The organism is Streptomyces sp. NPDC002403, assembly GCF_053593015.1.
In genome coordinates this window covers 1-21,141 of record NZ_JBSFBQ010000044.1, presented here as the reverse complement: position 1 = coordinate 21,141, position 21,141 = coordinate 1, and the positions used below count along the sequence as shown (strand labels likewise).

The 21,141-nt window shown below is 69.3% G+C and carries 15 protein-coding genes and 3 pseudogenes; 14 read left to right on the top strand and 4 right to left on the bottom strand.

Features of this window, described 5'->3' with window-relative positions:
- Window positions 1-566: 566 nt before the first annotated feature.
- The 6 genes from ACWCPY_RS33060 to ACWCPY_RS33035 all read left to right on the top strand — a co-directional run bounded on the left by ACWCPY_RS33060 (window position 567) and on the right by ACWCPY_RS33035 (window position 7,571).
- On the top strand, window positions 567-1,697 hold the full coding sequence (locus ACWCPY_RS33060; protein WP_451271219.1) for a winged helix DNA-binding domain-containing protein: 1,131 nt from the start codon (window positions 567-569) through the stop codon (window positions 1,695-1,697).
- A gap of 376 nt (window positions 1,698-2,073) precedes the next feature.
- Complete coding sequence (locus ACWCPY_RS33055; RefSeq protein WP_451271217.1) at window positions 2,074-2,979, top strand: 3-hydroxyacyl-CoA dehydrogenase NAD-binding domain-containing protein; 906 nt, start codon at window positions 2,074-2,076, stop codon at window positions 2,977-2,979.
- 92 nt (window positions 2,980-3,071) lie between these two features.
- Window positions 3,072-4,067, top strand: a complete 996-nt coding sequence (locus ACWCPY_RS33050; protein WP_451271215.1) for a hypothetical protein — start codon at window positions 3,072-3,074, stop codon at window positions 4,065-4,067.
- A gap of 90 nt (window positions 4,068-4,157) precedes the next feature.
- Window positions 4,158-5,447, top strand: a complete 1,290-nt coding sequence (locus ACWCPY_RS33045) for an acyl-CoA dehydrogenase family protein (protein ID WP_451271213.1) — start codon at window positions 4,158-4,160, stop codon at window positions 5,445-5,447.
- A gap of 74 nt (window positions 5,448-5,521) precedes the next feature.
- A complete protein-coding gene (locus ACWCPY_RS33040; RefSeq protein WP_451271211.1) occupies window positions 5,522-6,739 on the top strand; it encodes a CaiB/BaiF CoA transferase family protein in 1,218 nt (405 codons plus the stop codon).
- 52 nt (window positions 6,740-6,791) lie between these two features.
- Window positions 6,792-7,571: a crotonase/enoyl-CoA hydratase family protein gene (locus tag ACWCPY_RS33035; protein ID WP_451271209.1), complete on the top strand. Its 780-nt coding sequence runs from the start codon at window positions 6,792-6,794 to the stop codon at window positions 7,569-7,571.
- A gap of 208 nt (window positions 7,572-7,779) precedes the next feature.
- Here ACWCPY_RS33035 and ACWCPY_RS33030 read toward each other — a convergent pair whose 3' ends face one another.
- The 3 genes from ACWCPY_RS33030 to ACWCPY_RS33020 are packed head-to-tail and all read right to left on the bottom strand — an operon-like array spanning window position 7,780 to window position 11,790.
- On the bottom strand, window positions 7,780-9,570 hold the full coding sequence (locus tag ACWCPY_RS33030) for a glycoside hydrolase family 3 protein (protein WP_451271207.1): 1,791 nt from the start codon (window positions 9,568-9,570) through the stop codon (window positions 7,780-7,782).
- 46 nt (window positions 9,571-9,616) lie between these two features.
- The gene (locus ACWCPY_RS33025; RefSeq protein ID WP_451271205.1) at window positions 9,617-10,942 is read right to left on the bottom strand and encodes an MFS transporter; all 1,326 of its coding nucleotides are present in this window, start codon (window positions 10,940-10,942) and stop codon (window positions 9,617-9,619) included.
- On the bottom strand, window positions 10,939-11,790 hold the full coding sequence (locus tag ACWCPY_RS33020) for a tyrosine-protein phosphatase (RefSeq protein ID WP_451271203.1): 852 nt from the start codon (window positions 11,788-11,790) through the stop codon (window positions 10,939-10,941). Before ACWCPY_RS33020 ends, ACWCPY_RS33025 begins: the two co-directional genes overlap by 4 nt.
- A gap of 187 nt (window positions 11,791-11,977) precedes the next feature.
- Between ACWCPY_RS33020 and ACWCPY_RS33015 the strand changes: the two genes are divergently transcribed.
- The 7 genes and pseudogenes from ACWCPY_RS33015 (at window position 11,978) to ACWCPY_RS32985 (ending at window position 19,072) form a co-directional block, all read left to right on the top strand.
- Window positions 11,978-12,763, top strand: coding sequence for a GntR family transcriptional regulator (locus tag ACWCPY_RS33015; protein ID WP_451271201.1), 786 nt, complete (start codon window positions 11,978-11,980; stop codon window positions 12,761-12,763).
- 18 nt (window positions 12,764-12,781) lie between these two features.
- A pseudogene (locus ACWCPY_RS33010) lies at window positions 12,782-13,647 on the top strand (threonine ammonia-lyase).
- A 352-nt stretch (window positions 13,648-13,999) separates the two neighbouring features.
- Window positions 14,000-14,833, top strand: coding sequence for a leucine-rich repeat domain-containing protein (locus ACWCPY_RS33005; protein WP_451271199.1), 834 nt, complete (start codon window positions 14,000-14,002; stop codon window positions 14,831-14,833).
- A 575-nt stretch (window positions 14,834-15,408) separates the two neighbouring features.
- Window positions 15,409-16,200: an SDR family NAD(P)-dependent oxidoreductase gene (locus ACWCPY_RS33000; RefSeq protein ID WP_451271197.1), complete on the top strand. Its 792-nt coding sequence runs from the start codon at window positions 15,409-15,411 to the stop codon at window positions 16,198-16,200.
- A gap of 783 nt (window positions 16,201-16,983) precedes the next feature.
- A pseudogene (locus ACWCPY_RS32995) lies at window positions 16,984-17,163 on the top strand (IS982 family transposase); the annotation flags it as partial.
- A 1,246-nt stretch (window positions 17,164-18,409) separates the two neighbouring features.
- The gene (locus ACWCPY_RS32990) at window positions 18,410-18,559 is read left to right on the top strand and encodes a hypothetical protein (protein WP_451271195.1); all 150 of its coding nucleotides are present in this window, start codon (window positions 18,410-18,412) and stop codon (window positions 18,557-18,559) included.
- A 147-nt stretch (window positions 18,560-18,706) separates the two neighbouring features.
- Entirely contained in the window at window positions 18,707-19,072 is a 366-nt protein-coding gene (locus tag ACWCPY_RS32985) for an iron chaperone (RefSeq protein WP_451271193.1), read from the top strand.
- A gap of 307 nt (window positions 19,073-19,379) precedes the next feature.
- Here ACWCPY_RS32985 and ACWCPY_RS32980 read toward each other — a convergent pair.
- A pseudogene (locus tag ACWCPY_RS32980) lies at window positions 19,380-20,059 on the bottom strand (IS5 family transposase); the annotation flags it as partial.
- A gap of 141 nt (window positions 20,060-20,200) precedes the next feature.
- Here ACWCPY_RS32980 and ACWCPY_RS32975 point away from each other — a divergent pair.
- A partial coding sequence (locus ACWCPY_RS32975) for an IS701 family transposase (RefSeq protein ID WP_451271293.1) occupies window positions 20,201-21,141 on the top strand: 941 nt, incomplete at its 3' end.

Genomic DNA, 21,141 nt, shown 5'->3' with positions numbered 1-21,141 from the left:
CCCCGGTACGACGGAAACTCCCGCGCCGGATCGGCCTCCTCGAAGGCCAGGTCCGTCACGTCCGCCAGCGACTCGCGTACCTCGACCCCGCCTTGAACCCAGGCCACCTCGAAATCGGCCGCCCTGACCCTGCCGCTCTGCGGCCCCCCTGATCGTCCACACCAGGACGATGTCCACTGGAATGAGACAAGCCACCTGAACGGAGACAAGAGCCACCCCAAAGCTGGACAGTCTCACTCAAACCTGTCCCGGCCCCGTACACCGCCCGGCCCGTACACAGATCAGTGCGACAAGCCGCGCTTCACTGAGACCGGACACAAAGGCTTGGATCGTCGGACCACTTCGCTTGAGACGACGAGCGAATCGGACCAGATCAACTGGGACAAGGACCAGATCATCAGAGACGGGACAATCGCTGGAGTGGGTGCCCAGCTGCCCTTCCCGCTGTCCGGTGGCAGCGACCCGTGAGCGCGTGCCATCGGTCCTTGACGGATGCGGATTCGTGTGACCGGGCTTGGCACACGCGGCGCTGACGGGTGCGGGGCAGGGCGGTACCCTGCGCCGTTATGATCACTGCACGTGAACTCAACAGGGCCGCCCTCAGCCGCCAGCTGCTGCTGGATCGTGAGCAACTGACCGTCCCTGAAGCGGTGCGGCGCGTGGTCGCGCTCCAGGCGCAGCATCCGGCCTCGCCGTACCTTGCGCTGTGGAACCGGGTCACCGGTTTCGCTCCGGCCGAGCTCGATGACGCCTTCGCCGGGCGTGCGGTGGTCAAGGCGACCCTGATGCGGATCACTCTGCACGCCGTGCATGCCGAGGACTATCCGGTCCTGCGTGCGGCGATGCAGCCCACCCTGTACGCCTCCCGGCTCGGTTTCCGCTTCGCGGACGCTGGGCTGACCCCAGCGGACGCCGACGAGCTGGTGCCGGAGCTGCTGGCCTTCGCCCGCCGGCCGCGGACTTCGGCAGAGATGCAGGCGTGGGTCGAGAAGCGGCTCGGTGCCGAGAAGAAGGACGGGGCCTGGTGGGGGCTGAAGGCGTACACGCCTCTGCACCATGCCCCAACAGACGGGCCGTGGGCATTCGGCTTCCGGCCGTCCTTCGTCGCGGCCGGTACCGGGCCCATACCTGCAGGGCGGGCAGTGGATCCACACGCGCTGCGGACCCTGATTCTGCGCTATCTGGCAGGCTTCGGGCCCGCGTCGGTGGCGGACGTGGCGCAGTTCGCCATGGTGCAGCGGGCACCCGTCCGCGAGGCGCTGCGCGCCCTGGAGGGCGCTGTCGAACAGCTCCAGGGCCCGGACGGCGGCACGCTGTTCGACCTCCCGGCTGCCCCCCGGCCGCCCGCGGATACTCCCGCGCCGCCCCGGCTCATGGCGATGTGGGACAGCATTCTGCTGGCCTACGCCGACCGCAGCCGGGTGATACCCCCGGCCTACCGCCCCCTGGTGATCCGTAGGAACGGCGACGTACTGCCCACCCTGCTGGTGGACGGCTACGTCGCTGGTGTGTGGCGCCCGGTGGGCGGCGGAATCGAGGCCACGGCCTTCCATTCCCTGTCACCCGCTACCTGGGACGGACTCACCGCGGAGGCCCAGTCCCTGAGGGCGCTCCTCAGCGACCGCGAGGTGGAGGTCTACAGCCGCTACCACCACTGGTGGGCGAAGCTCCCCGAGGCCGAGGTGCGGATGCTGTGACCAGCTAGTTTCTCGCTCAGACTTCAGCGGGGCCCGCTCAGCCTGTCCTGCTTCGAAGTGTGGGTCCGAGCCGGTCCTTCGTACGATCGGCCGGGCCGGGCGAACGACACGCCCGGGCGCTTGTCGGTCCTTACGGCGACGTACGGGACGGCCCCGCTGTCGGTGGCATACCAACGGGTACATGAACCCGCACCGCACGCGAACGGATTCGGTGGCCGGCCGTCATGGACCGGGCCTGCCGGATGCCGAGCACGCGAGTGCGCCTCCGGGGGACTGGCTCGGCGGCCCGGTCGAGTCTCCGAAGCGAGAGGCCCGAATTGTCGTGAAATAATGAGGTGAGATTGCCCCTGTGCGTCAGGCTCCCTACACGTGCTCCTTGGAGTGGTTCTCCGTGGCCGTAGCAGCGATCGTCGGTGCCGGAGTGATCGGGATCTCGTGGGCGCGGCTGTTCGGCGCGGCGGGCTGGGAGGTGCGAGTGAGCGACCCCCGTCCCGATCTTCAGGACGTACTGGACCAGCATCTCGCCGGACTCTTGGTGACCGCGTCCGCCGATCTGGCGGAGGTCGCCGCAGACGCGGACTTCGTGCAGGAATCCGGGCCGGAACGGATCCCGGTCAAGGAGGAAATGTTCGCGACGCTCGCCGCGCACACCCGCGACGACGTGGTGCTGGCCTCCTCCTCGTCCTCCCTGCTGCCGTCCCTCATCGCCAAGGGCAACCCGGCGGCCGACCGCATGGTGATCGGGCACCCGTTCAACCCGCCGGAGCTCATGCCCTTGGTGGAGGTGGTGCCTGGGCCGGAGACGTCCGTGCGGACCGTCGACCGGGCGATGGAGGTCTACCAAGAGCTGGGCAAGGTGCCGATCCGGCTCAAGAAGGAGATCCCGGGATTCGTCGGCAACCGCCTCCAAAAGGTCCTCAACGACCAGGCCACCTACCTCGTCCAGCAGGGCGTGATCGACGTGGCGGACCTTGACGACCTGGTCCGGGCGTCGCTCGGTCTCCGGTACGCCACGATCGGCCCGTTCCAGAGCGGCGTTCTCGGTGGCGGCCCGGAGGAGATGCGGCACCTCGTGACACATGTCGTCTCCCAGATGACCTTCGAGATCGGCGAGCCGGACCCTGCCGGTATGGGGAGGGTGCTCGACGAGGTCGAGCAGACCTACGGCACCGGCGAGGCGGCCTACGAGCGGCTGGCGGAGCTCCGCGACACCCGCACGCGCGCCGTCCTCGGGCTGCTGGGCTGGCCAGAGCCTCCGGCCGCGGCCGACGAAGGGCAGTGACCGGCGGTACTCCTCTGCTTTCCCCGCTCCCCCTCTCCTGGGCGAACCGTTGGAACGGACCTCGCCAGGTAACCGAGAGAAAGGCGACGGCCGTGTGGAAGGAACTGCTCGTGCTGCAGGTCGTGCCGGGAAAAGTGCTGCGGGTGAGCCTTCCCGACGGCCGGGTGGAGGTCCTCGTCGAGGATGCGGGGGCCTTCCCGGACGGCGTGGTCGTGGAGTCCGGAACGGTCTGCTGGACCACCATGGGCGAACCCGTCGTCGACCCGGCCGAGCCGGGCGAAGCCGGACAGGACTTTTCCCGGTGCAATGGCGGCGTACACGCGAGGGACCTTGATGGAGGCGCGCCGCGTGAGGTGGTTCCTGTCGGGGTGATCACGACCGGCAAGCAGTTGACTTCCGACGGCGCCGGAACGTTGTACTGGGGCGACCGCGAGGGCCACCGGATCAGCAGGGTACGCGTGGACGGCTGTGGGCTGACCGACCTCGTCGTGAACCCGCCCGAGGAGGGCATCATGGGCGAGTGCATCGGCGTGGCGGTGGACCCCGCCAGGGGGCACCTCTACTGGACGCAGAAAGGGCCGGCCAAGGGCGACAAGGGCCGTATCCTCCGTGCCGGTCTGGAGGCCCCGCCCGGCGAGAGCGCCGGGAACCGTTCGGACATCGAGATCCTGTGGAGCGGGCTGCCCGAGCCGATCGATCTGCACATCGAGGGCGACTGGCTGTACTGGACCGATCGTGGCGCTCCGCCCGGTGGCAACACGCTCAACCGGGCCCCCCTTCCCGCAGCCGACACGTCGGGGAGCGCCCCCGAGATCCTTGCCGGCGGTTTCGAGGAGGCGATCGGCCTGGCCGTGGACGGTGAGGCAGGCGTCGCCTACGTTTCCGACCTCTGCGGCCACATCCGCGCGGTCCCGCTGCCCGGCGGCACCGCGGTAGGCGGGGAGCAGCGCGATGTCGCCACGCTCTCCCACCCCCTGACCGGCATGACGGGCCCGGGTGGAGAAGACAGAGGGCTTCGACGGAAGAGCCGTCCCTCGCGTGGAGGGACGGATGGGTCACAAGTGTTAATCCATAGTTCAAATCTATAAATACTCGTCCTTCGGTGGTTCTTGGCCTCGCTTGCAGAGGAGCGATCAAACGCAATCCGATCTCCGTACAGCACGGAAGGGACGCTGCAAATGAGCGCGACGCAGGGTACGGCACAAGGCATGGGTGAGGGCGCCCTGGGCGCCGTGGGTCCAGCCGGAAACGGACAGGTGGTGCAGCCACCGGTGCTTGGCGGCCCCGAGGAAACCGACTACTACCTGTTGGGGGAGCTCCTCACGGAAGAGCAGCAGCAGCTCCGGCACAAGGTCCGGGAGTTCATGGACCGGGAGGTCATCCCGGTCATCAATCCCTACTGGGAGCGCGCCGAGTTTCCGCACGCGCTGGTGCCCAAGCTGGCGGAGCTGGGGATCGCGGGCTTCCAGATTCCCGGTTACGGATGCCCGGGGATGAGCAATGTGATGGCCGGGGTCGTGATCATGGAGCTGGCTCGCGGCGACCTGAGTATGTCCACGTTCCTGGGCGTGCATTCGGCCCTGGCCATGACTTCCATGGCCTTGCTGGGCTCGGAGGAGCAGAAGCAGCGGTTCCTGCCTGCCATGGCGCGGATGGAGAAGATCGGGGCCTTCGGTCTGACCGAGCCCGCGCACGGCACGGACGTGGTGAAGCTTCAGACGACCGCCCGCAGGGACGGCGACTCCTATGTGCTCAACGGGTACAAGCGGTGGATCGGCAACGCCACTTTTGCCGACTACGTGATCATCTGGGCCCGCGGGGACGACGGGCACGTGGGCGGCTACGTGGTCGAGAAAGGCACTCCAGGGTTCGATGCGCACGTCATCACGGGCAAGACGGCACTGCGCTGCGTGCAGAACGCCCAGATCTCCCTCAAGGACGTCCGCGTGCCCACCGAGAACAGACTCGCAGGTGGCGAGACCTTCCGTGACACCGAGAAGGTCCTGCTGGCCTCGCGCTACTGCGTGGCGTGGGAGTCGATCGGCGCGGCCATCGCGGGTTACGAGACCGCACTGGCCTACGCCAAGGAGCGCAAGCAGTTCGGGATGCCGCTGGCCGCCTTCCAGCTCATCCAGTACCGGCTGGCGCGGATGCTGGCGGACATCACCAGCATGGTGTGCATGCAGTTCCGGCTCGCCCAGTTGATGGACGAGGGCAAGTACTCGATGCCGCAGGTGGCGCTGGCCAAGATGCACTACACCGAACGCGCGCGGGACATCCTCTCCGACGCCCGCGACATGCTCGGCGGCAACGGGATCATCCTCGACTACCACGTGGCACGGCACCTGTGCGACATCGAGGCCATCGACACCTACGAGGGCACCGACTCGGTGCAGGCACTGATCGTCGGCCGCGACATCACCGGCTACAACGCCTTCGTCCCGGTGACACCGGGCCCGAGCCACTGACCCGCGGGCCGGCGCCCCCGCCTGGCCGAGGCCTGCCTTCGGTATGCGCGGGCCCTGCCGAGAAAGGACCTGTCATGGCGGACACGCCCCTGCTGAAGGGAATTCACGTCGTGGACCTGGCCAGCTTCATCGCCGGTCCCGCCGCGGCCACAATGCTCGGCGACTTCGGCGCCGACGTCGTCAAAGTGGAACCACCCCACACCGGCGACTCCTACCGCATGCTCAGCCGCATCCCTCCCAACCCCCGCGTCGACGGATTCAACTACCCCTGGCAGCTGGACAACCGCAACAAGCGCAGCATCGCCCTCAACCTCAAGTCGCCCGGCGCCAGACCCGTACTGGAACGCCTGGTGAAGTGGTCCGATGTGCTGGTGACCAACTTCCCGCCCCGCACCCGGGCCAGGCTGGGCCTGGACTACGACGACCTGACCCCACTCAACCCCCGGCTGATCTACGCCGACGTCACCGGCTTCGGCGAGGAAGGTCCGGACGCCCACCTGCCCGGCTACGACGTGACCGCGTACTGGGCGCGCAGCGGCCTGATGGACTACACACGCCAGCGCGACGGGGCACCCGCGATGTCGGTGTTCGGATCCGGCGACCACCCCACGGCCGTCTCCCTGTACGCCGGCATCATGACCGCGCTGTACCGGCGGGAGAAGACCGGCGAGGGCGCCCGCGTCACGGCATCGTTGATCGCCGAGGGCGCCTGGGCAGCCGGCATGTGGCTGCAAGCCGCACTCGTCGGCGGCAGGATTCCCCGACCCGTCGACCGGACCGACCCGCCGAACGCACTCACCAGCGCCTACCGCACGGCGGACGACCGCTGGCTGCTGCTGGCCTTCGCCAACGAGGACAAGCAGGTCCCCCTGTTCCTACGGGCCATCGGCCACCCCGAGGCAGCGCAGAACCCGGACTTCGCCGACACACCGAGTCGTCACGCCCACGCGGCCGAGATCGCCGACCTGCTCGACAAGACCTTCGCGACCCGTACCCTCGCCGAGTGGCGCGAAGTGCTCGACGCCGCCGACCTCACCTACGGAGTTGCCCAGACGATCGACGAGTTCGCCCGCGATCCCCAACTGACGGCCAACCGCATCCTCGTCCCCATCGAGGACGGCAGCGCAGAGCCGCCCCTGACCGTCGACGGCCCCGTACGACTGGACCAGGAGCGGAAGGTCCCACCGCGCCGCGCCCCCGGCCTGGGCGAACACACCGACACAGTGCTCCGCGACCTCGGCTTCGACGAGGCCGCGATCACGGGCCTGCGCGAGGCGGAGGTGGTCGACTGAAGGCACGTCCGCCCAGACGCGGCCCAGGGGGAAGGAGAAGGGAACCAGCATCATGACCGAGGCTTCGGGCACCCCCGCAGTGCGCACCGAGCAGCACGACGGTGTCTTCGTGATCACCATCGACCGGCCCCAGGCCCGCAACGCCATCGACGGCGCCACCGCGCGGGCGCTGGCCGCCGCCATCGACGAACTCGAGTCACGCGACGAACTCCTGGTCGGCATCCTCACCGGAGCGAACGGCGTCTTCAGCGCCGGCATGGACCTCAAGGCCTTCGCGAAAGGCGACACACCCGTCATCGAAGGACGCGGCTTCGGGGGCATCACCCGCACCGACATCGAGACCCCGCTCATCGCCGCCGTCGAGGGCTACGCGCTGGGCGGCGGCACCGAAATGGCCCTCGCCTGCGACATGATCATCGCCGCCCGGAACGCCACTTTCGGCCAGACCGAGGTTCATTACGGCATCGTGCCCCCCGAAGGGGGCATGGTCCGCCTGCCCGAACGCATCCCCCGCAACATCGCCCTGGAGCTCCTGCTCACCGGCGACCCCCTGCCCGCCACGCGTGCTGAGCAACTCGGCCTCGTCAACCACCTTGCCGAGCCGGGCGAGGCACTCGCCCAGGCCATGGAACTCGCCCACCGCGTCGCCCACAACGCCCCACTCGCCATCACGGCCGTCAAACGCGTCGTCAACGAGCGCACCGCCTTCCGTGATCAGGATGCCCTGCGCGAACAGGACCGGCTCGTCACACCCGTACTCGCTTCCCAGGACGCGAAGGAAGGCGCCCGAGCCTTCGCGGAGAAGCGCCCACCCCACTGGCAGGGACGCTGAGCTCTGGCCACGCGGACTTCGTTCGGGTGGTGTACGGGTGATCTGGGCCACTGGTCGAGGAGCGGGGCGCTAGCTGTATTGCCCTGTGAGGTTGGGGACGGGAGGGGGCGGCATGCGCCGCCGCCCTCTCCCGCGATCTCGCCGAGGTGGCCGGTGCCCGCTGACCGGCGGGATGGGGCCGCGTCCGCGAGGGCCCGCGGAGACGGCATCAGTGCGCGAGCGCACTGTGCCCGCAGCTGAACAGCGGTTCGCGGGTGTCGAACGGAACATCCTCGCGGGAGTCCTCGACGGCCCGCATGGAGGACGGGAGGTCGAAGGGGAGGCTTCCTTCGGCCACCGCGCGGCAGAAGGCAACGTCGAGGACGATGTCGTCGTCGGCGCCGAAACTGCCCAGGAGCAGAGCCGCCTCGGTGACGAGCCCGGTGAGGATCGCGGGCCGGTCGAGGTGCACGTCGATGACGGTGGGGACGGTCGCGCACAGCGCCCGCAGCCGGGCCAGTTCGGCGGCGGGAAATTCGAGGGACCCTGCATGGAAGTGCTGCTCCAGGAATCCCTTCCGCTTCTCGTACGGGGCAGTCAGGCGCAACACCGCGAGGTCGGCCTCTTCGGGGCGGTCGACGAGGCGGCCGTACCGGGCGGCCGTCTCGGGGGCGATGTTCTCCACGTAGAGGGCCGGCACCTCGGGCAGTGTCCTCGGAGTCTTCGCGCGGCCGGTGAGCTGGACGAGGGATCGCAGCTGGACCCGGCGGCCCAGGGCACGGGTCTCGGCCGAGCCGACCAGGGTGCTTGCCTTGTCGGTGTCGACATAGGGGTCGTCGAAGAGGCCGAGGCGGAACTTGTCGCGCAGGATGCGGCGTACGGAGGTGTCGATGCGTTCTTCGCTGACGGCGCCGGAGCGGACGGCGTCGACGATCCAGTCGGGGCGGGTCTCGCCGCCGAGCTGGTCGACGCCGGCGGCGAGCTGCATGAGGACCTGCTCGGCGAGGGAGAGGTGTTCCACTCCCCAGTTGCGGGGCGGGAGCTGGACGACGCCGGGGATCTCCATGCCGGTGAGGGAGTTGAAGTCGGTGCACACGACGCCGTCGAAGCCGTAGCGGCCGCGGAGCAGCCCGGTGATCACTTCGCCGTTGAAGTTGGCGGCGACCTCGGGCAGGCCGCTGCCGGTGGGGATCGAGTAGCAGGGCATGACCTGGGCGGTGCCGGCGGCGAACGCCGCTTCCCAGGGCTTGAGGTGGTATTCGAGGTTGTCGCCGGGGAATGCTTGGTACTTGCCGTAGGCGAAGTGGGAGTCCTCCCCGCCCGCCTGCGGGCCGTGCCCGGGGAAGTGTTTGGTCATGCAGGCCACACTGTCCGGGCCCAGGGTGTCGCCCTGCATGCCGCGGATATAGGCGCCGAGCATTCGCGCGGCGCGGTCGGCGTCCTCGCCGAAGGTGCCGCTGATGCGGGCCCAGCGTGGTTCGGTGGCCAGATCGGCCATCGGATGGATGGCCAAGCGGATTCCGACGGAGCGCAGTTCCCGGGCGGCAGCCGCGGCGAACTCCTCGACGAGTGCCGGATCGTCGGTCGCGGCCAGGCCGATCGGTTCGGGGCCCGAGCTGAAACCGCCGTCGGTGTGGGCCGTCATGGGGTTGGCGGTGAATCCGTGCCGGGGGTCGGAGGAGAGGGTCACAGGGATGCCGAGGCGGGTGGCGGCGGCGAGGTCCTGCACGTGGTTGTTCCACGCGGCCATGGTGCCGGCGGAGGGGACCTGGATCATCGCGAAGTGGGTGATGTGCCGCTCGGCTATGAGGGCGGCGCCCGACGGCATGAAGGTGTTGTCGCCGGCGGCCATCCGGCCGTGGCACATCTGACCGGCCTTCTCTTCCAGGGTCATCCGGCCCAGGAGATCCTCGACGCGGTCGTCGACGGGCACGCGGGGGTCCTCGTAGGGCTCCATGGTGCCGTTGTGGTTGAGGTCGCGAAACGGTGTGCCGTCGGAGTGGAGGAGGCGGGAGGTCACATTCGTGCCTTTCGTCGGCGGGCGCGGGGGTGGTGGGTGGTGGGTGTCAGTCGCGGGTGAGCCGGGGGTGCCGGATCAGTGGGGTGAGCGCGACGGCGGCGAGCGCGGCGAGGGTTCCGCCGAGATAGAGGGCGAAGTAGTTCTTGCCGTCGGCCGCCGGTCCGACCGGGTCCGTGCCGAGGCCCAGGAGGAGCGGGGCGAGCAGGGGGGCGATGGACTGCGGCAGGGATTTGGCGATGTTGAACACGCCGAGCCAACGAGCGGCGTCGGTGCTGGTGGGCATGGTGCGCAGGACCAGGGCCATGTCGACGGCGTAGAAAGCGCCGAGACCGATGGCGGCGATGGCGGTGGACAGGTAGATCGGCCACACGGACGCGGACAGCATCTTGATGATCATGGCAGCCGCCATCAGCAGGCCGGAGCCGATGACGAATGCGCGGTAGGCGCCGGTGCGGGAGGCCAGCTTGCCGAAGACCGCTGCGGCGACGACGTTGCCGACGACGGAGAGCATGCCGGTGGTCGAGACGAGGGCGGCGGCCTCGGCCGTCGACATCTCCAGGCGGGACATCAGGTAGTAGAGGCCGAACGTGCCGATCAGGGCGTTGGCACCCTGGAGCAGGAAGCGCTGCAGCCAGACCGCGGTGAAGGCGGGGGAGGTGCGCGGGTCGAACAGCAGGCTGGTGAAGACCGAGCGCAGGCTCACCGGGGTCCGACCCCCGGCGGGGACGGCCTTCTCGCCGCGCAGCAGGGTCCACGACACGGCGGCGCCCGCGGCACCGGAGATGCCGGGGATCAGCAGCAGGGCCGCGGTGTTGTCGGGTATGAGGCCGACGAGGAAGAAGGCGGGGAAGACGGAGGCGAACTGGGCGGCTCCGAACAGGCCGGACACGGTGGCCTGTTGCGCGGCCGGCACCCGGTCGGCGATCACGGCCGCGAGGGCGGCGAGCGCCGCGTTGTACGCGGCCTGGGTGAGGATCCAGCCCAGCATCAGCTGGGCGGGCGAGGATGCCGTGGCCATCACCACGGCGGCCGGCAGCCCGGCGGCGAGACCGCCGAGAATCCACGGCCGGCGCCTGCCGAAGCGCCCTGTGGTGCGGTCCGACAGATGGCCGAAGACCGGGTTGAGGAGGAACGCGGTGACGGCCCCGGCCGCCATGACGGCGCTCAGCACGCTCTCCTTGGCATCCGGTGCGATCTCGTTGACCTTCAGGCTGAGCGAGGCGACGAGCGGCATGGCGAAGCCGATCCCGATCAGGAGCTCGGTGAAGACCAGTCCGGCGACGACCCGGCGCGGAGCCGGTACCTCGTGCTCGGAAACGCGGTCGGAGGGCGGTGGTTCGGGGGCGGGGGTCTTGCGCAGCATGTCGGTCATGCGAGGGGTTCTCCTGCCGGGCGGGAGGGCGGCAGGGAGACGGAGAGGGCGGGCCGGGGCGCCGCAGGGGCGGTCGCGGGCAGGGCGGCCCCGGCGGCAGCCTTGGCGCGGAACCCGTCGATGGCGGCCGCCTCGACTCCGCAGCCCAGCAGGAAGGCCTCGGCGCTGCCGTGACGGGCCCGGATGGTCTCCAGGAAGACTTCGATCGCTTCGCGCGGGGCCTGGAGCAGCGGCGCGGGAACGACCGGCCCTCCCGCCGCCCCGTACCGCTCGTCGTCGCCCGCGCCGTTGTTCAGGGCGATGCGGTGCCGGGTGGCGAGAGCGGAGAGGATCTCCGGGAGCGCCGTGGCCGTACGGACGTAGTCGTCGGCGATGTTGTCGTCGGGCACTCCCGCGAGTTCCAGCAGCAGCGCCACCAGGAGGCCGGTGCGGTCCTTCCCCGCGGCGCAGTGCACGAGTGCCGCGCCCGGTCCGGCGGCGGCCCGGACCGCGTCGGCCAGGGCCGTGGGGGCGGACTCGGCGAGGTCGGCGTAGAACCGGCCCAGATCGGCGGAGGTCCGCAGGGAAGCGATGCCTGGGCCGGCGACGGCGTCCGTGTCGTCCGGAACGACGGGCGCCCGGACGACGGTGATGCCCCTCTCCTCGGCGGCGGCCCAGTCGTCGTCGCCGCGCTCGTCGGGGCTGCGCAGGTCCACCACGACGCGGATTCCGTGGGTGTGCAGCTCCCCGACGGTACTGGCGTCCGCGAGGGGATCGGGCTGGGCCGAGCGGAACAGGATTCCCGGGCGGATACGGACGCCGCGGGGGTCGGCGACGGAGGCCGGGTCGCGGAAGTTCAGCAGTGGCATGGGAGCCTTCCTGAGTCGGTGACTGCACAGAGACGGGCAAGACATCTAGATGTCTATATGTTCGGAGTGGGGTTTCGTGTCGAGCTCGGTGGTCGCTCTGCTGAACCTTGGATGAACGAGCGGTTCGTGGGGCGTCCTGTACGTGATCGCGCGGGTCGCCCGCCGTCTCGGCTCGTAGGATCCAGGGGTGTCGAACCGCAGAAGAACCGCCCCGATCTACCTGCAGCTCGCCCGGAGGATCCAGGACCGGATCGACTCCGGCGACCTCCCGGTCGGCTCCCGGCTGCGCAGCGAGCCGGAACTGTGCGAGGAGTTCGACGTCAACCGGCTGACCATCCGCCAAGCCATCGCCGAACTGGAACGCGCCGCTTCCGTCGAGATCCGCAGGGGAGTGGGAACGTTCGTCCGCGCCCCCATCGCGCGCGTCTCGATCGCGGTCGACCCGCGGAGCCAGCGCTTCGACCTGGGCAGCCTCACCACCGCCATTCCCGGCGGAGCGGCCGACGCAGGTGACGCAGCGGACAGCGGCGAGCGGATCACCGCCGTCATCCCCACGCCCCGCACCCCGGCCGACACCGAGGCCGCGAGCCACCTGCGGTGCGACCCCGCCGAACTCTCACGCCTGGAGAGTCTCATCGTCATCGGCCCCGAGCCGTGGGGCGTCAGCAGCTACTGGCTGAAGTCCTCTCTCCTGCCCGAGGAGTTGTCCGCACCCGGACGAGTGTGCAATGTCGTCCGAGTCCTGGCCCGGAGCGCCGGCATCGTCCTGGAATACGACTGGCGGGCCTTCAGCGCCATCGGAGCCGACATCGGCGACGCCGACCTCCTCGGTGTCCCGGCGGGCACTCCGCTCCTCGTCCGCGAAGGCGTGAGCTGTACCCCGGACGGAGAGCCCGTGCTGTTCGTGCGGCGCCGCATCAACGGCGAACGCGCCCGATTCGTTCTCAACTTCCGCCCGGAAGAGCAGAGTTGAGAGGGAGCGGGTGATGCTCTGTCCCGCAGGCGCGGACCGGGGAGCCCTCGGTGGGCTCCGGAACGAGCTCCGCTGTACCGCTGCGAGGCGCTGGAGCCCGGCCTCGGGTGCGCGGTGAGCGCCAAGCTCGAAACGGCGAACGCGGTGCGCAGCTTGATGGCCCACGGCACCGAGGTGGTCGCGGGCCAAGTGTCCGACGGTGGCTCGCGAGCCGTGGTGTGCGCGAGCGCGGGCAACCTCGGTCAGGCTCTTGTGCGGTCCGGTCGCGGTCGTGGGTTCGACATCACTTTCGTGGCATCCCGCTCTGCGATTCGGGCCAAGCTTGATCGTATCCGGGCGTTGGGTGCCGGGCTGGAGCTGGTGGGCGGCGACCACGAGATGGCTCGCGAGCGGGCCGGCGGACACCGCGCCGTCGTTCGGCACTGTCCTGATCGCTCTCGGCGGCGGGGCACTGGCCACCGGCGTGGGGCATGTGGTGAAGGCATTGGCGCCCGAAGTCGAGGTGATCTGCGTCCGGCCGCTGGGGGCGCCGGCGATGACGCACTCGTGGCACGGGCGGCGAGTTGTCACCACCGACCCGACCGGGACCTTCGCTGACGGCGCCGCCGGCCGGTGCCCCATCCCGGCGGTCCTGGGACGACCGCCTCTTGGTCGCCGATGACGCCGTCCTGGTCCAGGACGCGTCGATCATCGCCGGGATGCGGATGTTCCTCGCCCATGCCGGCCTCGTCGTCGAGCCTTCGGCCGCGCTCGGCATCGCGGCGGTCCTCGAAGACCGAGACCGCTTCGCCGGCCGGCATGTCGTCACCATCGTGTGCGGCAACAACGTCGACGTGGACACCTACCACCGCTGGGTAGGTGCGGCTCCCGACCACAGGTCTTGACGAGCGCTCGAAGAGTCCCGCGGGGAGTGCCGGTCACACCCTCCTCACCCATACGGACCACTCAATGCCTCTTCAGGACAGGAGAAATCGACTGTACGGCCTCCTGGCGGCCTGTCAGTCGTTCGGATGTCCGGTCCAACCGGCCCTTTGCCGACACACCGCCAGAAAATGCGAATCCTTATCGATTTCGTTGAATCGAGTCGGCTCGAACGGGGCAGCCGAATCCGGTCTGAGGGGTACTGAGGAAATTGGTGATGTCTGGGACAACCTGGCGGTCATCCCAGGTCATTCCGGGCCCACGATGGCGCTTGGCTCCCGTCGAGCTCAGGGACGAATCGATTCCGTGCACGGTATGAAGATCCGTATCTTTGGCCACATGGTGGATGAGAGAGAACCGAGACTCTTTGTGAACCGGTGGGGCGACACATCGGACCCGGCATCTGCAGGACGCGCTTCCTGCCGGGATGAGTGCGTGTGCTTCGACCAGGCCAGACCGCATCCGCGAGCCCGTGTCGGTTTTCATGCCGAACGCCAGGACACCTCGACCGCCGGTTGGCGGCATCTGCTGGAGTTGATTGAGGAGGCCGCGGAAGACGGCCGGGAGGAGTTCCGACCTCTGGTCGAACTCAGCGCCGAGGAGCACAGGCAGGTCATCACCCTGCCGACGAGCATCGCCAGACTGACGGCGGTCAAGCACTTCGTGCTCTACGGCAGCAACCTGGTCCGAATACCGCCCGAGATCGGCGCAATGACCAGCCTGGAGGAGTTCACCCCCTACACCTCGTACCGGCTGCACTGGTTCCCCTACGAGATCACCAGATGCTCAAAGCTGGCCCGGAGCACGGTAAGCACCCGCGCACTGTTCGGGAACTACGAGCTCCGTCCTCCTTTCCCTCGACTGCAGCCGCCGCGAGTCTTCGTTGCTGATCTCGACCCGACAGGGCTTGATGCCCGGCGCTGGGGTACCACGGCCATCCGTGGATGCAGCGTCTGCGATCGGCCGATCAAGCAGGGCGGGCTCCATCAGGTGTGGATCTCCCTGCGGGTAGCCACCGATGTCCTGCCTCTCCTGGTCAACGCCTGCTCAGCAGCTTGCGTTTCCGCCCTTCCCTCCGGCGCCGAGGACTACGTGCAGCTGCCGCACACAGGGGGCGGGATCAAGCAGCCACCGTCCGACTGGGACTGATCGGACGATCAGCGGGCAGCCGGGCCGGCCGCTCTGGATACGCCGCGGCGACGTAGCGCCTGGTGGTCTGCGCGGTGGTTCCGAAGGGCCGCATCAGTTTGAGGGGATCACCGGCGACTCAAGGAACTACGGGCCGCGGACGCCGACGAGATGGCCCGGCGCAAGGTCGATGTCGAGACGCTGGTCGGCGCCCTCCACCAGTCGACGACGGAGAACTGGCTGCTGCGGCAGAAGCTGTCCGCAGGGGCCGACGCGATCCGAGTACTCCTCGCCTCCGCTGCTCCACGCGCCCCGTGGCCTCCTCGCGAGAGAAACAGGATGACTGCCGCAGATCCAATCGGGAGCCGGACGGTCCGCCAGAACGAACAAGGGCGTGGGACGGACCGCGATGGGACGCCCCTCGGAACATGGGCCCCTGCGGCCTCCCGCAGAGCGAGTGAACGAGACGCATGGTGCTCATCCCTCCATCAACCCTGAGGGCACAATGTGCCATCGAGCCCGCACCACATCACTGAACCGAACGTCAGTCTGGTGAAAGTCGTGTGACGGCCCGCCACTTCCGGTTTACTCGCGTCATGAACGATCGGACACCCCCAGCGCACAACACCGGTCTGCTGACCGACAGGACCGTGATGATCACCGGAGCGTCGAGCGGCATAGGCGAGGCCGCAGCGCGGCTCTTCGCCTCCGAAGGCGCGGCCGTCGTCCTTATGGCCCGCCGTGAAGACCGGCTCAAGGACCTCACTCGCGAGATCGAGACATCCGGCGGGCGAGCAGCCTGCAGCGTCGGCGACGTGACGCGGGCCGACGATGTCGAGCGCGCCGTCACGACGGCCATCGAACGCTTCGGCGGCCTCGACGGCGCCTTCAACAATGCCGGCTACGCCGGCTCCACCTTCGGCCGATCGCACGAGCTGCCGGAAGAGGATTTCGACCGCATCATGGATGTCAACGTACGCGGGACATGGAACTGCCTGCGCCGTCAGATCCCCGTCATGCTGGACGCCGGCCACGGGACGATCGTCAACACCGCCAGTTCGGCGGGCCTCATCGCCACCGGCGCACCATCCCCCTACGTTGCGGCGAAGCATGCCGTCCTGGGTCTGACGAAGGCCACGGCCGCCGAGTACGGGGCGTACGGCATCCGCGTCAACTCCCTGATCGTGGGCACCACCCGGACGGAAATGATCAACGCGGCGGTGACGGCCAATCCGGCTTTGGAGGAGGCATTCGTCGCACGCCAGATCCAAAAGCGGATGGCCGAGCCGCAAGAGGTGGCGGAAGCGGCCCTGTGGCTGCTGAGTGACCGCTCCTCATTCGCCACCGGCAGCCATGTGGCGGTGGACGGCGGCATTCTGGCCATCTGAGCGGCAAGGGGCCCGGGGCGGCCTACGCCTCCGGGCATCGACGCACGAGTGCCGCCATGATCACGGCGACGGAGCTGTCCTGCACAACCCCTTTTCACCGAGTCGATCCCGAAGCGGCCCCGGAAGCCGCGGACCGCCCTACGGCACCAGAGCGCGAACACCATCCGCAAGGGTCGGCCGAAATGTGGAAGCCGCCTGAATGTCACGCCTGCTCAGGCACTCACACGGGGGCCATCGCAGCAGCGAAGGCGAGCGCGTGGTCGTACGGCTGGTCGGCCCCGGCCCCCTTCTGGCGGACGCGCCGATGGGGGCCGGCGGCGGCTGGGTGATGGGAGACCTGGCGGCCGCGCGGCGTCTGTTCGCCGCGGGGGAGCACGACCGCCTGCGCCAGGGCCCGTGGATGCGAGGACGCTGGTCCTGCAGGCGAGCGCAGTGCTGCTGACCCGCGGAGCCGAGGTGGAGACCGCCGCCGTGCACGGGGTCGTTGCCCACCACGTCGGCGCCATGGCGAAGTGGGTAGGTGTGGACGAGGAGGAGGAGGTCGTCCACTTGGTCACCCCGGAGGCGGTGGCCGATATCATCGTGAAGGCGACCGCGGAGCGGGAACGGCGAGCTGCCCCGCCCCTCATCGTCCGGCCCGTCTGGGTGGACGACCGGCTGGTGCGCGTTCGTGTCGAGTCACTGGGGCACCTGGTCGTGGCCACCGCGCGGGCTGGCAGGTACGCCAGCCTGAACGGCGCCGGCCCGGCAGCAGCGCATCCGTCGGACCTGGGGACCGAGATGGGCGCTGCCCCGCTGAAGTCGGTGCGGCAGCTGATCGATTCGGTCAACGACATGTTGAAGGGGCAGTTGGACCTCGAACTGCACGGCGGACACACCTTCGAGGGCGTCGCCGTCCGGATCGCCAAGCGAGTCCTCGCGATGGCCGCCGCGATCTGGCACAACCATAAGACGGCCGGGCCAGGCGGCTTCCCGTTGGGCGAGCTGCGGCAGGCGGTCACGGGCGGCGGGGGAGAGGTCTGCCGGCGGATCGCGGAGGAATTCGTCCCGGCCGTGCAGGGCCGCCGTGGTGGACGGCGTGGTGCTGACCGCCGCGGCGTAGACGAAGCCCCGTCGCCCGTTGGCCAGACGCAGGGCGGTGGCCAGTCGGTGGCCGAAACCGCCGCCGGGGGTGACGGCGTCGGTGACAGGGGCGCCGAGGGACTCTTCGCGGCGGGCGCGCAGCGCCGTGGGGACATCGGTCCATTGCAGACGGACGCTGCTGGGCGGTACAGGCATCGGGGCAGCTCTCAGAAGTCCAGGGGGCAGTGACGGGGTGATGGGGGTGCGCGCCGGGCCGGACCGAGGTCGGGGCTGAGGAGCAGGGCCCGCGTTCTCAGTGCTCCAGTTCGGCGCCGGGCGCTCGTCGCGGCATCACGCGCATTTGTGGTTGGGCAGGGACGGCCCGATGCTGGCCAGATCGGGCAGGAGTCGGCCGGTCCCGGTGGCACGCAAGGCGGGGGGAGGGCGCCAACCCCAGGCCGCTCCGAGCGCGACGATCGGCGGCGGGGCGATGTCTACGACGCCGCCCGCGCCGATCTCCGCCTGATCATCGTCACCCTCAAGAACGCCTCCTTCGACGAACGCACCGAACTCCGCCTGTTCGCCGCAGCGGCCGAAGTCTTCCGCTCCGCGGCTGGACGGCCTACGACAGCAGGGATAGCGTCGCCGCCGAACACCAATACGCCACCGCCCTGCGGGCTGCCGCCAGTCCCGACGCCCCCGTGGTCGGAGCGAACCCCTTCGCCTTCTGGGCCGTCCAGCACTACTCCACCGGCAACCCTCGCGGCGCCGTCGACTTCATCGAGGCCGCCCTGTCAAAAGCACCGAGAGCCGGCTCGCCCCGCATGACCTCGATGCCCCACGCCGGAGCCTGCCGGGCCCACGCCCGCGCCGACGACGCCGCCCTGGACGCCTACGAGCACGCCGGACCCATCGAGGGCGACCTTCCCAGCGCCCACTGGTACAACCTCGGCGAGACCACCAGCTCATCGGCAGCTCCGCCCTCAACCCGGGCAACCCCAAACGGGCCCTCGCCCACTTCCCGGAAGCCTCCACCGCCGACACCAACCAGGAGGCATACAACGGCGACGCCTTCCTCCGCAGCCACGCCATCTACCTCGCCCGGCCCGCCGAAGCCCACCTCGATCCCGACGACATTGACGCCGCCGTGGCCACCGCCCACGACGCCGTCGACCGGATGGGAGGCGTCACCTCCGCCCGCGGCACCCACACCCTGGAATGCCTGCGCGAGAAACTCGCCCGCCGCCGCAGGATCCCCGCCGGCGCCGACTTTCTCGACCACACCAACACCGGATGACCGCCCAGCGCTCCTTCAAGGCCGGCGAGTGCGGAGAGCACGCCGATGACGATGAGGTCATACAGCCCTTTCGGTGTCTGGACGGCGGATACCTGTTCCGGCCAAGGACTCGGTGGATCAATGTCTCGTGTCGCTTACACTCGGATCATGGTGCAAAGCCAGGCAGAGGATGTCGACGGCTATCTCGCCGAGGTGCCCGAGGAACGCAAAGAGGCGATGACTCGGTTGCGTGAGCTGTGCCGTGCCGAGCTGCCGGGATTCACTGAGGTGATGGCGTACGGGATGCCCGCCTATGAGCGGGACGGCATCGGGGAGATCGCCTTCGCGAGCCAGAAGCAGTACATCTCCTTCTATCTGCTGCGCAGCGATGTCCGGGAGACATTCACTGAGCGGCTGGCGGGCCTGGACATGGGCAAGGGCTGCCTGCGCTTCCGCAAGCCGGAGAAGATCGACTTCGTGCTGCTCCGGGATCTACTGCGGGCCACGGCGGCTGGAACGGGCAAGATCTGCTGACTGCTGCGGCGCAAGGCTGCTACCCGGACTCATGCATCGAGCAGGGACGTCAAACAGTCTTCGGGTGTCTCGTGGCGCTCCAACGAATGCACAGTGGGAGAGGCTGAAGGCGGTTCTGCCGCCGCTGCCGAGGATGGGGCGCCTCTGTCCGAGATGCTCGACACCTGCGACGCCTGACTCCGCCGGGCGGCCTGCGCAGAACTCGACGCCGCCGTCACACGATCTGTGGTCAGCTGTTCAGAGTGCCCGTCAGGCAGCAGATGGTGACTCGGCGCTTGCGACTGCTAGGACCTGTCTGGCAAATGATCTTGGGTGGGGCCCGTTCCGGGATCACCGTCCGGATGCCCCGCCCGCGCAGGATCTGGCGGATCGCCCGGGACGAGTACGCCTTGTCCGCGAGGACCGCGTCGGGCCTGCGACGGGGCCGCCCGGCACCGGCCCGGGGCACCCTCAACTCGTCCATGACCGTGCCGAAGACGGTGGAATCGTTGACGTTGCCCGGCGTGACGACGACGGCCAAGGGCAGACCCCGGCCGTCGCAGGCGAGATGGACCTTGGTAGTCAGCCTGCCGCGGGACCGGCCCAGCGCCTGGCCAGCCGACGGACGTGCCGGATCTTCCAGTTCGTCCCCCGCCGCCGCCCCTTTTTGCGGGCACCGACAGAGTGCTGGTGAGCCCGGTTGACCGTGGAGTCGACCGACACGGTCCACTCCACGGCTCCGACGGAGTCGTCCCGGACCTGGGCCTGTTCAAGCAGGCGGGCCCAGGTTCCGTCCGCCTCCCAGCGAGCGAACCGCTCATAGACCGTCTGCCACGGCCCATAACGCTCCGGCAGGTCACGCCACGGAGCACCGGTCCGCAACCGCCACAAAACCCCGTTGATGACCTGCCGGTGATCCCGCCACGGCCGTCCACGCCCGTCAATACCAGGCAGCAGCGGCGCTATCCGCTCCCACGCCGCATCCGTCAGCTCACCACGACCCACCACAAGATCAATTATCAGACAGTAGGGCTTGGTCATGTGCGGTCCGTGATGGCGTGTCTTCTTGATCGGTCGTGTCGTTGATCGGGTGTGCTGGGTGAGGAGTTGGCTGCGGTCCGGTGTGATCTGGAGGACTTCGCGGCGGAGATGTTCGAGCCGTTCGCGCGGGCGGATCAGCGGCGGTGGGGCGGGGTCTATCTGCGGGGCCTGCTGCTGGACGGCGGGCGTAAGTCGGTGGAGCCGATGGCCGGCCGCCTGGGTGAGGACGGGAACCGGCAGGCCCTGGCCCACTTCGTCACTTCCAGCCCCTGGGATGCGGCGCATGTGCGGGCCCGGCTGGCCTGGCGCATGCAGCCGGTCATCAAGCCCACCGCGTTGATCATCGATGACACCGGATTTCTCAAGGACGGAGATGCGTCGGCGTGCGTGACCCGGCAGTACACCGGCACCGCGGGCAAGGTCACCAACTGCCAGGCCGGGGTTTCTTTGCACCTGGCTTCCAACGGCGCCTCCGCGGCCGTGAACTGGCGTCTGTTCCTGCCCGGGAGCTGGGATCCCGTCTCACCGAAGGCCGATCCTGCCAGGGTCGCCCGCCGTGACAAGTGCGCCATCCCTGCCCAGGTGGGCCATGTCGAGAAGTGGCAGCTGGCCCTCGACATGATCGACGAGACACGGTCCTGGGGCATCGAGGTGCCTCAGGTCATCGCCGACGGCGGCTACGGGGACACCGCAGCCTTCCGGCTCGGCCTGGAAGAACGCAGCCTCGAGTACGTGGTGGGCATCTCGACCACGACCACCGCGCAACCCGAAAACGCACAGCCCTGCACCCCGGCCTACTCCGGCCGCGGCCCACGGCCGGTTCCTGCCTACCCCGAGCCGGCCCAGCGGGTGAGGAGCCTGGTCATCGCGGCCGGTAAGAACTCCGCGCGGCCGGTGCAGTGGAGGGAGGGATCGCGGCCGGGCAGCGGCCGCAGCGGGTACAAGCGCATGTACTCGCGCTTCGTGGCCCTGCGGATCCGGCCCGCCGGACGTGAGATCCGCAAGGCCACAGCAGGCACCGAGCTTCCGGTCCGCTGGCTGCTGGCCGA